Annotated in this window: 9 protein-coding genes, 1 pseudogene and 1 riboswitch; of the genes and pseudogenes, 7 read left to right on the top strand and 3 right to left on the bottom strand. The window is 72.0% G+C overall.

What is annotated here, in order from left to right; translation table 11 throughout:
• The first annotated feature begins 33 nt into the window (after positions 1 to 33).
• Positions 34 to 254, top strand: a riboswitch (cobalamin riboswitch).
• Positions 255 to 431: 177 nt separating this feature from the next.
• Complete coding sequence (metE, locus tag GCN81_RS20715) at positions 432 to 2,750, top strand: 5-methyltetrahydropteroyltriglutamate--homocysteine S-methyltransferase (RefSeq protein WP_156726102.1); 2,319 nt, start codon at positions 432 to 434, stop codon at positions 2,748 to 2,750.
• Between the two features lie 208 nt (positions 2,751 to 2,958).
• Positions 2,959 to 3,072, top strand: a pseudogene (locus GCN81_RS32510) (DNA-binding protein); the annotation flags it as partial.
• Between the two features lie 58 nt (positions 3,073 to 3,130).
• Here GCN81_RS32510 and GCN81_RS20705 read toward each other — a convergent pair.
• The 3 genes from GCN81_RS20705 to GCN81_RS20695 form a co-directional block, all read right to left on the bottom strand.
• Positions 3,131 to 3,898 (bottom strand): TIGR03943 family putative permease subunit, encoded by a 768-nt coding sequence (locus tag GCN81_RS20705; protein WP_156726101.1) that lies wholly within the window; start codon positions 3,896 to 3,898, stop codon positions 3,131 to 3,133.
• Positions 3,895 to 4,947 carry a permease gene (locus tag GCN81_RS20700; protein ID WP_407698002.1) on the bottom strand — a complete coding sequence of 351 codons (1,053 nt, stop codon included), beginning with the start codon at positions 4,945 to 4,947 and terminating at the stop codon, positions 3,895 to 3,897. The genes GCN81_RS20705 and GCN81_RS20700 overlap by 4 nt, the downstream gene beginning before the upstream one ends.
• Positions 4,948 to 5,118: 171 nt before the next feature.
• The gene (locus GCN81_RS20695) at positions 5,119 to 5,763 is read right to left on the bottom strand and encodes a class I SAM-dependent methyltransferase (RefSeq protein ID WP_156726100.1); all 645 of its coding nucleotides are present in this window, start codon (positions 5,761 to 5,763) and stop codon (positions 5,119 to 5,121) included.
• Between the two features lie 301 nt (positions 5,764 to 6,064).
• Between GCN81_RS20695 and GCN81_RS20690 the strand changes: the two genes are divergently transcribed.
• From GCN81_RS20690 to GCN81_RS20670, 5 genes are all read left to right on the top strand, one after another.
• The gene (locus GCN81_RS20690; RefSeq protein ID WP_156726099.1) at positions 6,065 to 7,171 is read left to right on the top strand and encodes a radical SAM protein; all 1,107 of its coding nucleotides are present in this window, start codon (positions 6,065 to 6,067) and stop codon (positions 7,169 to 7,171) included.
• Entirely contained in the window at positions 7,164 to 8,078 is a 915-nt protein-coding gene (locus tag GCN81_RS31970) for an Rv1678 family membrane protein (RefSeq protein WP_197287721.1), read from the top strand. The genes GCN81_RS20690 and GCN81_RS31970 overlap by 8 nt, the downstream gene beginning before the upstream one ends.
• A gap of 84 nt (positions 8,079 to 8,162) precedes the next feature.
• Positions 8,163 to 9,083, top strand: a complete 921-nt coding sequence (locus GCN81_RS20680) for a putative selenate ABC transporter substrate-binding protein (RefSeq protein ID WP_156726098.1) — start codon at positions 8,163 to 8,165, stop codon at positions 9,081 to 9,083.
• The gene (locus tag GCN81_RS20675; protein WP_156726097.1) at positions 9,080 to 9,826 is read left to right on the top strand and encodes a phosphonate ABC transporter ATP-binding protein; all 747 of its coding nucleotides are present in this window, start codon (positions 9,080 to 9,082) and stop codon (positions 9,824 to 9,826) included. Before GCN81_RS20680 ends, GCN81_RS20675 begins: the two co-directional genes overlap by 4 nt.
• Positions 9,823 to 11,601, top strand: a complete 1,779-nt coding sequence (locus GCN81_RS20670) for a PhnE/PtxC family ABC transporter permease (protein ID WP_156726096.1) — start codon at positions 9,823 to 9,825, stop codon at positions 11,599 to 11,601. Before GCN81_RS20675 ends, GCN81_RS20670 begins: the two co-directional genes overlap by 4 nt.
• Positions 11,602 to 11,667 lie beyond the last annotated feature (66 nt).

Here is an 11,667-nt window from a genome sequence, read left to right as displayed (position 1 = left end):
GACATACCGCTCCGCTCCGGCGCGCTACCCCGTAGGCTGGCCCGTGCAGCTGGTTCGCCCCGTCCGCCAGGCGGGATGCGTCGTAAGAGGGAACCCGGTGGGAATCCGGGACTGCCCCGCAGCGGTGAGTGGGAACGACCGCCGTCACACGCACTGGGTCCGAGAGACGGATCTGGGAAGCGACGGCCATTAGGTGTCCTGAGCGTCAGGGCGTGCCCGCGAGTCCGAAGACCTGCCAACTGCCCGCGTGCGAACCACTCGTGCGCGGACATCCCGGTGACCCCGAGGGCGGGTCGGCGTACATACCGACGGACGAGAACCGCGCTTTCGCGCACGCACGCACGCTCGTACCGTCCGTTTGGTTCGTCACCCCTTCGCGCTCTCGTCCCGTTGCCGGGATCTCAGGGATTCATCTCGCGAAGGAGATCTCCGTGACCACCAGGACCGCAGCCGCGGCAGCACGCGCCACCGTGTACGGCTACCCGCGCCAGGGCCAGGGCAGAGAGCTGAAGAAGGCCATCGAGGGCTACTGGAATGGCCGCGTCACCGCCGACGGCCTCCGCTCCACCGCCGCCGAACTGCGGCGCGCCAACTGGCAGGAGCTGGCCGGGGCCGGTATCCACGAAGTCCCGACCGGCGACTTCTCGTACTACGACCACGTGCTGGACACCACCGTCATGGTCGGGGCGATCCCCGACCGGCACCGGGGCGCCGTCGACGCCGACGCCCTGGACGGCTACTTCGCCATGGCACGCGGCACCCAGGACGTGGCGCCGCTGGAGATGACGAAGTGGTTCGACACCAACTACCACTATCTGGTCCCCGAGTTGAGCCCCGACACCGTCTTCACCGCCGACTCGGGCCAGCAGGTCGCGGAGCTGAGGGAAGCCCTCGCGCTGGGCCTGACCGCCCGGCCCGTCCTGGTCGGCCCCGTCACCTACCTGCTGCTCGCGAAGCCCGCCCCCGGCGTCGCCGCCGACTTCGATCCGCTCACCCTGCTGGACCGCCTGCTGCCGGTGTACGCCGAGATCCTCGCCGACCTGCGCGCCGCGGGCGCCGAGTGGACGCAGCTGGACGAGCCCGCCCTCGTAGCGGACCGCACTCCGGCCGAACTGAACGCCGCCGCCCGCGCCTACCGGGACCTCGGTGCCCTCACCGACCGGCCGAAGCTGCTGGTCGCCTCGTACTTCGACCAGCTCGGCGACGCCCTGCCGGTCCTGGCCAAGGCACCGGTCGACGGGCTCGCCCTGGACTTCGCCGAGGCTTCCGCCGCGAACCTCGACGCACTCGCCGCCGTCGGTGGACTGCCCGGCAAGCGCCTGGTCGCGGGGATGGTCAACGGTCGCAACATCTGGGTGAACGACATGGAGAAATCCCTGGCCACCCTGGGCACCCTGCTCGGGCTGGCCGACCGGGTCGACGTCGCGGCCTCCTGCTCCCTCCTGCACGTACCGCTCGACGCAGCGGCGGAGCGGGACATCGCACCGCAGATCCTGCGCTGGCTCGCCTTCGCCCGGCAGAAGACCGCCGAGATCGTCACCCTCGCCAAGGGCCTCGCCCAGGGCACCGACGCCATCGCCGCCGAACTCGCCGCCAACCGCGCCGATCTGGCCTCCCGCACCGGCTCCCGCATCACCCACGACCCGGCCGTCCGCGCCCGCACCGGCGCGGTGACCGAGGCCAACGCACGCCGCTCACAGCCGTACGCCGAACGGGCCGCCGCCCAGCGCGCCCACCTCGGGCTGCCCCTGCTGCCGACCACCACGATCGGTTCCTTCCCGCAGACCGGCGAACTCCGCGCCGCACGCGCCGACCTGCGTACAGGCCGCATCGACACCGACGGCTATGAGGAGCGCGTCAAGGCCGAGATCCAGGAGGTGATCTCGTTCCAGGAGAAGGCGGGCCTCGACGTCCTCGTACACGGCGAGGCCGAACGCAACGACATGGTCCAGTACTTCGCCGAGCAGCTCACCGGCTACCTCGCCACACGACACGGCTGGGTCCAGTCGTACGGCACCCGCTACGTCCGGCCGCCGATCCTGGCCGGTGACATCTCCCGCCCCGAGGCGATGACGGTGCGCTGGACGTCGTACGCCCAGTCCCTGACCGCCAAGCCCGTCAAGGGCATGCTCACCGGGCCGGTCACCATGCTCGCCTGGTCGTTCGTCCGCGACGACCAGCCGCTCGGCGAGACGGCCCGCCAAGTCGCCCTCGCCCTGCGCGACGAGGTCAACGACCTGGAGGCGGCCGGGACGTCGGTGATCCAGGTGGACGAGCCCGCGCTGCGCGAGACGCTGCCGCTGCGCACCGCCGACCATGCCGGGTACCTCGCCTGGGCCACGGAGGCGTTCCGCCTCACGACCGGTGGCGTGCGGCCGGACACCCAGATCCACACGCACATGTGCTACGCCGAGTTCGGCGACATCGTCCAGGCCATCGACGATCTCGACGCCGATGTCATCAGCCTGGAGGCCGCCCGCTCCCACATGCAGGTCGCACGCGAGCTGGCCGAGCACGGCTACCCACGCGAGGCCGGACCGGGCGTGTACGACATCCATTCCCCGCGCGTGCCCAGCGGTGCCGAGGTAGCCGCCCTGCTGCGCAAGGGACTTGAGGCCATCCCCGTCGCGCGGTTGTGGGTCAACCCCGACTGTGGCCTGAAGACCCGTGGCTGGCCCGAGACCCGCGCGTCCCTGGAGAACCTGGTCGGCGCGGCCCGCGTGGTCCGGGCCGAGTTGTCTCCGTCCTGACGTGGAGCGGACGGCCGGGAGGGCGCGGCCGAGAGGGTACGGCTCTGCACCCTCCCGGCCGTCCGCGGCGGGCGGTCGGCCCGGCTGCGCGAAGTCCTGGAGGCCATAGGGACTTGGGCCATGGCGGTGCCGGATCACCCGAGGCGGACGTCTCTGACTGACATCGATGTCGCGGGTAACGACGCCCTGCCGCTCCGAGGCCGGCCATGGGGCCCTGGAGTGGGCCCTTTCCCGGCTCGTAGTCGAACCGATCAGTGAGCCGATCGCCCGCCACGCCGCGGCCTTGCTCGCTGACGCCGGGCCGCACGGCCACGCGTGCGCGAGGCTCGGGCGTCGGCCTCCTGAGTGGCGCATCGCGGGGACCGCGGGCAGTCCAGGAACTACCAGTTCTCGTAGGGGCTTTCCGGCTGGGGTACGCGCTTCACCGTCGTGGCGTCCAGGGTGGGGGGCCAGGCCTCGTCCGTGCCCGGGGTGCCCTTGGGGTGCCAGGTGCCGGTGATGGTGACCCAGGTGCCGGGTGGCGGGGCGGGGGCGTCGCGGATCGCTACCTTGATCGGGCGGGAGTCGGCCGCGCAGCAGGAGATCTGGAGGCGGGTGGCGTACCAGGTGCCGTCGGGGTCGCGGGTGACGAACCCGGTCAGGCGTACCGCGCGGCCTGTCATCGACCCGCCGCTGTCGTATACGGCACGGGAGGTGAACTGGTTGAGCGTGAGGTCGACCGGGTCCCCGGCGGGCAGGGCGTCGAAGGTGCCGACTCGTTGGGCGATGCGCGCGGCCTCCTCGCGTTCGGCGCTGTACGAGCCGAGGGCGGGCGGTGGGAAGAGCAGCAGGGCCGCCGCTGGGATGGCCAGGAGCCAGCCGACTCGGGGGCCGCTGGTGTGGTCGTGGCCGTGGCCGTGGTTGGTGGACTCGTGCTCGTGCTCGTGCTCGTGTTCGTGTTCGTGCTTGGTCTCTTGTGGCTTTCTGGACGCGGTCCAGGCCGCTACGGCTCCCAGGAGGCCCAGCGTGATCAGCAGGCCGCCCGACAGGATCAGGTACGGGCGCAGGCTCGCCTTCACGTACCGCAGGTAGACCTCGCTGAACAGCGAGATCCTCAGCACCGCGGCCCCGCACAGGACCAACAGGCCCGCCTGGACGTTCCGCCTCACAGCAGCCACCACCCCACCAGCACACTGCTCGCCACCGCGACCACCCAGGTGGCCGCCGAGAAGCGGATCGCGAACGCGCGCCCGAACGTGCCCGACTGAAGCGCGATCAGCTTCAGGTCCACCATCGGGCCTACGACCATGAACGCGAGCCGCGCGGTCGGCGAGAAGCCCGTCAGGGAGGCCGCCACGAACTCGTCGGCCTCCGAACACACGCACAGCAGCACCGCGAGCACAGCGAGCAGCAGCACCGATAGCCACGGCGACTCCGTGAACGCGGCCAGCATCGAACCCGGCACCACGATGTTGAACGTCGCCGCGGCCGCCGAGCCCACCACCAGGAAGCCGCCCGCGTGCAGGAAGTCGTGTTGCACGCCGCCGCGGAACTCCCCCCAGCGGTCCCCGGGGCTCGTAGGCGTCTGAGCCGCCGGGCGGCGCCCGCGCGGCGGCAGCCACTTGTCGCTGCCGAAGCGGACCCACAGCCAGCCCATCACCACGGCCGTGGCCAGCGAGGCGACGAGGCGGCCGACGACCATCTCCGGGCTGTCCGGGAAGGCGATGGACGTGGCCACGAGGACCACCGGGTTGATGGCTGGCGCCGACAGCAGGAAGGCCAGCGCGGCCGCCGGGGCGACCCCGCGCCGCATCAGGCTGTCGGCCACGGGCACCGACGCGCACTCGCAGCCCGGCAGGACGACACCGGCCGCACCCGCGACGGGCACGGCCAGCGCCTGGTTCCTGGGCAGCAGGCGGCGGAAGACCTGTTCCGGCACGAAGGCGCCGATCGCCGCCGACACCAGCGTGCCGAGCATCAGGAACGGCACGCCCTGGACGACCACGGCCGTGAACACCGTCCACCACGCCGCCACCGCCGGTCCGTACCGGCCCCAGAGGTCCCACGCGAACATCGGTCCGAGCACGCTCGCCACAGTGGCGATCACCAGCAGCGCGGTCCCGCCGACCACCACGTAGACGAGACCGCGTGCGGCCAGGCGCGCCCCGTCAGCCACACGTCGCAGGTCACGCCCATGACGGCCCCGGTCACGGCGCACGTCTGAGCGCACGTCTGAGTGCACGTCACCGCGCACGTCCGGGCGCACCTCGCCGTGCACGTCCGGGCGAACCGCGCCGCGCACGTCCGGGCGCACCGCGCGGCGGCTCTCCTGCTCGTCCACGTCCGGAGAGTAGCGGTCCTGGCCCCCGCCCCCTCCCCTAGGGTCCGCTCAGCGGCGGCGCAGCAACACCGCCGTGAACTGCTGCGACGTGCCCCACGGCGTGAGGTGGTCCTCGCCTGCGGTGTCGACCAGCTCGTAGCCGGGGAACTGGGCGGCGAGTTCGGCGTGGGTGTAGCGGACGATGGGCAGGCCGCTACAGGTGGTGGGGCCGTCCGGGCCGAAGGTGGCCACCACGAGCCAGCCGCCCGGCCGCAGTGAGCGCTCCAGCGAGGCGAGGTAGTCGGCGCGCTCCTCGGGCTCGGTGAGGAAGTGGTAGACCGCGCGGTCGTGCCACAGGGCGTACGTGCGGCCCATCCGCAGGTCGAGTACGTCAGCCATGGTGAGCACGACGTCGGCCCCGGCCGGGCCGAGCCGGTCCCGGACGGTGGCCAGGGCGGTGGTGGAGAGGTCGACCGCCGTCAGGTCCCGGTAGCCGCGTTCGAGCAGGTGGTCCACGAGGGTGGACCACCCGGCGCCGACGTCGATGATCGGCTCCTCGCAGCCGAGTCCTGTCTGGTCCACCAGGCCCAGGGAGAGCCCCGGGACCGACTGCCACCAGGACACTCCGTCGACGTCCTTGCTGTGGTGGACGTCTTCCCAGTACTCCGTCCGGGTCGCTGAGTTGTCGGGGCGCGATGTGCCGTGCTGGGTCATGGTGGTGAGCGTAGACCGGGTGGGGAGAGCCTGTGTCTGAACCCCCGTCGTTCGCGCGGAGCGCGGGCGCAGCGGCGGTCGGTGCGTGCCCTCGGCGTGCGGGGTCGCAGGTCATGTGGCGGAGCCACCTGTCCTGCGGCGCCGTGCGGCGAGGGTGCGTGCCGGGCGTCGGGGCGCAGGCGGGGGTTCAGACACAGGCTCTCAGGCCCGGCAGTACGACGAGTCGGCGTCCGGGTTGGCGTCAGCGTTTCGTAAGGAGCGATCCGATGCGGGGCCTGCCCGCCGTCACTACGGTGACAGCATGGTCGAACAGGCACATGCTGGTCAGAAGCCTCAACCCGGCGGGCCCCTCGGCGAGGTCGGGGCGCTCGTCGACGGCGGTGACATGGACTGCGGCAGCGGTCTGCTGCTGCTGATTACCCGCGCGATGCGGCGGCTCGAAGCCGGGCAGCTGCTCGGTGTCCGCAGCGCGGAGGTCAGTGTCGTCACCGACCTGCCCGCCTGGGCCGATCTGATCGGGCATGAGGTCGTCACCGAGGTCGCCGAATCGGCCGACGGGCCCTGGTGGTTCGCCGTACGCAAGGCGGGCAGGCCCGCTGCGGCGGTCACGGTGTTCACTCCGGGTGAGCGGATGCCGGTGGGCCGACGGCTGTGGATCTACACGAACTTCGACTGCAACCTGGCGTGCGCCTACTGCTGTGCCGAGTCGTCCCCGAAGGCGGCCGCCCGGCGCTTTGGCACGGACCTCGCCACCGAGGTGTTCGGGGAGTTCACGGCCCAGGGCGGGCGGGAGGTGCTCTTCACCGGTGGTGAGCCCTTTATGCACCCCGAGCTCGGTGCCCTGATCGCGGCGGCGGACGGTCTGGAGCGCACCGTACTGACCAACGGGATGATCTTCGGCAAGGGCACCCGCCGGGAGACCCTCGAGAACCTGGACCGCGATGTGGTCCTCCAGATCAGCCTCGACTCGGCCACCCCCGAGGTGCACGACCGGCAGCGCGGCGCGGGCTCGTGGAATCGGGCGGTCGACGGCATCACGCTGGCGCGCTCGCTCGGATTCCGGGTACGGGTGGCCGCCACGCTGTACGACGAGGACCCCCAGGGCGTCGAAGCGCTGCACCACCGGCTCGACGCGGCCGGGATCGCGATGCCGGACCGGATCATCCGGCCGGTGGCCCATGAGGGCTTCGCCGACAAGGGCGTACATGTCTCCCTTGAGGGTCTTGAGCCCGAGCCGACGCTCACGGCGGACGGCGCCTGGTGGCATCCCGTGGCGGTCACCGATCCGCATATGCGGATCGCCGACGCCCCGCTGCCGTTGTCCGAGGTCTTCGGCGTCGTACGGGACACGCTCGCCGTCCAGGACGCCGCCGCCCAATCGGGACGTGAGGTGTTCCGCTGTGCCTGACACTCGCTCACTGCTCGCGCCCGTACGGTGGCTGCTGGCCCCCGCGACCGACGAGGTCCGTCGCGAACAGGCCTACGCCGCCGTCTTCCTGCGCGTCCTGCTCGGTCTGATGTGGCTCTACAACGTGGTGTGGAAGCGGCCACCGGACTTCGGCGAAGACGCCGACAAGGGGCTCTTCCACTTCACGTCCTTCGCCGTGAGCGACCCGGTGTTCCCGCCGTACAGCTGGGTCGTGGAGCATGCCGTACTGCCCAACATCGAGGTATTCGGCTGGCTGGTGCTGCTGGTCGAGACCGCCCTCGCGGTGCTGCTGGTGACGGGTGCCTGGGTGCGGGTGGCCGCCGCGCTGGGGGTGGCCCAGTCCGTGGCGATCGGGCTCTCGGTGGCGTTCGCGCCGAACGAATGGCCCTGGTCGTACTGGCTGATGATCGGCGCGCATGTGGTGATCCTGTTCTCCTCGGCCGGGCGGGTGTTCGCCGTCGACGCGGTACGGGCCCGGGTGGGCTCCGCCCGGACGCTCGGCCTCGTGTGGGGAGCGGTCGCGGTGGTCGTGGGCGCCTACAGCGTGGTGGCGTCGGCCGATGAGCCGCTCGCCCGGCTGGGTTCCGGCCTGGCGTCCACCGACTGGTCGCTCAGCCTCGGCAGGTACAACCTCGTCGGCGGACTGGTGCTGCTCGTGGTTGGTGCCCTGGTGCTGGTGGTCGCCCGAAGTCAGCTCGCCGTACTGGGCTGGGCGGCGGCGGCCGTCGGTGTGGCGGGCGCGGTGTCGCTGTACGCGCAGATCGGGTTCAGCGATCCGCTCCTGGGCGGCTCCGCGACCTCGGCGGCCTTCCTGCTGTCCGTCGCGCTGGTCGGCGGGGTGATGGCCCACGCCGGGCGCCGGACGTCGCCGGGCGTCGCCGCGTGACCGACATCCCGGCCCTCCCGATAACCACCCTCCCGATAACCACTCCGGAACCACTCCGGAACCACTCAGGACAAGGAAGTGCGCATGCCTCAGAGGCCGATAGGCCGTCGCGGTCTGCTCCTCGGCGCCGGAGCGACGCTGCTGCTGAGCGCCTGCGGCAGCGGCAGCGGCAGCGGAGCCGGAGCGGACGCGCGCCCCCTCGGGATCGCCGCCATCCCCGACCAGGACCCGGAGCTGCTGGGCAGGCTCTACCCCGCCGTGGCCAAGCGGTTCGCCGACGCGACCGGCCTCGACGTGGTCTACCGTCCTGTCACCGACTACACCGCCGTAGTACGCGCCTTCGAGATCGGCGACGTACACCTGGCCTGGATGGGCGGGCTGACCGGCGTCCAGGCGCGCGAGCGCAGGCCGGGCTCCACCGCCCTCGCGCAACGCGACATCGACGCCGACTTCCGCAGTCTCTTCATCGCCCACAGCAGTGCGGGGCTGCGGCCGTTCACGACGATGGACGGGCTGCGCGGCCTCGCGGGGCACACCCTCACCTTCGGCAGCGAAACGTCCACCTCCGGGCGGCTGATGCCCGAGTACTTCATGCGGCAGGCCGGACTCAAGACGAGCGCGCTGCGCGGCACAGCGGGCTTCTCCGGCTCGCACGACGCCACCATCGAACTCGTTGCCAGCGGCAGCTTCGAGACCGGAGCCGTCAACGAACAGGTCTGGAAGTCCACCGTCGCGGCAGGCGACGTCGACGAGAGCAAGGTGGCCGTGCTGTGGCGCACCCCCGGCTACGCCGACTACCACTGGCTTGCCCGCCCGGACCTCGACAAGACCTTCGGCGACGGCACCAGCGAGAAGGTGCTGGACCTGCTCCTGGGGCTCGACCACCGCGACGCCGAGGACGCCGAGCTGCTGAAGCTCTTCGGCGCCAAGTCGTTCGTACGGACCAGGAATTCGGCCTACGACCAGATCGAGGACGTGGCCCGCGACCTGGGGCTGCTGCGGTGACCGACGCCACGCCGGTCCTCAGGCTCAGCGGCGCGGGACACCGGTTCGGCTCGCACGAGGCGCTGCGCGCGCTGGACCTCACCGTCCACGCGGGGGAACGCGTAGCGGTACTCGGCACCAGCGGCGCCGGTAAGAGCACCCTGCTGGCCCTGCTCAACGGATCACTGGAGCCGACCACGGGCACCCTGGAGGTCTTCGGCGAGAACCCGGCACGGCTGCCGGCCGCACGGCGGCGGCTGCTCCAGCAGCGCATCGGCTCGGTCAGCCAGCACCTCGCCCTGATCGAGCAGGTACGGGTGCTGCACAACGTCAACGCGGGCCGCCTCAGCCAGTGGAGCACGCCCCGCGCGCTGGCCTCGCTGGTCTGGCCGCGTTCGCTCGACGTGGTACGGGACGCGCTCGACCGCGTCGATCTGGGCTGGGCGCTGCACGAACGCACCGAGCGGCTGTCGGGCGGCGAGCGGCAGCGGGTGGCCATCGCCCGGCTGCTGGTGCAGTCGCCGGACCTGGTGGTGGCCGACGAGCCCGTCTCCAGTCTCGACCCGGTGCGCGCCGCGGGAATCCTCGGCCTGCTCGGCACCGGAACGGCCGTCCGTACGCTCGTGGTCAGCCTGCATCAGCCCGCGCTCGCCCGCGAGCACTGCACGCGTGTGGTGGGCCTGCGCCACGGTGAGATCGTCCTCGACAGCCCGGCCGCCGACGTGAGCGACGCGGCCCTGCACCAGCTGTACACGCTCACATGACGCTCCGACTCAGCGCCCCGCCGCCCCAGGCGGCCGCGTCCACACAGGGGCGAAAGGCCGTCAGCGGAGGGACGGTACTGCTCCGCAAGCTCAGCGCGCTGGTGGCCGTGACCGCCCTGCTGCTCTGGGCCGTGCGGCGGGCCCTCCCCGCGGGGAGCGATCTGGTCAACTGGGGCGGCCTGGCCCTGCTCGACGACCTCGCGGCCACCGTACTGCGCCCCTCCCTGGAACCCGACTTCCTCCAGGTGGTGCTGGAGGCGACGGCGACGACGCTCGCGCTGGCCCTCCTCGGGACGGCCGGGGCGCTGGTGCTGGGTCTGGTCGGCGGGCTGATCCTCAGCGATGTGGCGTGGGGTGACGCGCCGCCTTGGCCGGTACGGGTGGGGCGGCTGGTGTTGCGCGGCGTGCTGGTGGCCGTTCGCTCGGTTCACGAGTTGGTGTGGGCGCTGCTCTTCGTCAGCGTGCTCGGCCTCGACCCGCTCGTCGCGGTCCTGGCGCTCACCCTGCCGTTCGGGGCGCAGAGCGCCCAGGTCTTCGGCGAGACCTTCGACAGCGTGCCGGACGCGCCGCTACGGGCGCTGCGCACCGCCGGGGCCCGGCCGTTCTCCGCCCTGGCCTACGCCCTGCTGCCGGGTACGGCGCCGCTGCTGCTGTCGTACTCCTTCTACCGGTTCGAGTGCGCGCTGCGGTCCGCGGTCGTGCTCGGGGTCGCTGGGGTCGGCGGCCTGGGATTCGAGCTCACCGTGAGCCTCCAGTCCCGTAACTGGGGCGAGGTCTGGACGCTGGTCGCGACGCTCCTCGCGCTCGCGGGAGTGGTCGAGCTGTGGAGCAATCGCGTCCGCTCCGATGTCGCCGTGGTGACCTGCGCCGACTGGTCGGTCGGACACGAGCGGCCGCGCGAGGCGGGCCAGTCGGCAAAGGGGCAGGCGGCAAAGGGGCAGGCGGCAAAGGGGCAGGCGCCGAAGGGCCGGTCGCCCGATGGGCTGTCGCGCTCGACCCGCTGGTCCCTGATGCTGGTGCTGCCGACGGTCGTCCTCGCCTGGTGGTGGGTCGGCCTCTCCCCGGCCGGGCTCACCTCGCCCCGCACCCACGAGCTCACCGCTCAACTGATCGGCGACATGTGGCCGCCCGAACTCCCCGACGGCGGTATGCGGGTGCTGGCCGACGCCACCTTCGACACCCTGGCCATGGCCGTACTCGCCATGGTGGTGGCCGTCGTGATCACACTGCTGGTGGGCCCCTGGGCGAGCCGCCCGCGAGCCGACCGCCGTGGCCCCGCGGCCTGGGGCCGATGGACCGCCTGGTGGGTGTCCCGGCTGCTGCTCCTGGTGTTGCGGTCGATCCCCCCGACGGTGTGGGCCGTGGTCGCGCTGCTGGCTCTCTTCCCCGGCGTACTGCCCGGGGCGCTGGCGCTGGGGCTCTACACCGGGGGCGTTCTCGGCCGGCTGGTCGCCGAGGCCTGGGAGACGATGGATCTGCGGCCCCGGGACTCGTTGCGCGACTCCGGCGTACCCCGCGTGGTCGCGGCCGTGGCGTCCGTGGCACCGCCGTCCGCGAACCATCTGCTCACGTACACGCTCTACCGGTTCGAGATCTGCGTACGCGACACCGCCATCGTCGGTGTCGTCGGCGCGGCGGGTCTTGGCCGACTCCTCAGCGAACGCCTCGGGGCCTTCGACTTCTCCGTGGTCACCAGCGTCCTGCTGGCATCGCTGCTGGTCAGCCTCACGGTCGAGTGCGTCGGACGCCGACTGCGGCGCGCGCTGCGGACCTAGCGACAAGGCGACAAGGCGACAAGGCGACAAGACGCCGAGGCGGGCGGGCGCGGTCTGCGCGCCCGC

Origin of the sequence: Streptomyces apocyni, assembly GCF_009739465.1 — a bacterium.
GTDB lineage: Bacteria > Actinomycetota > Actinomycetes > Streptomycetales > Streptomycetaceae > Streptomyces > Streptomyces apocyni.
This window is presented reverse-complemented; position numbering and strand designations above follow the sequence as displayed.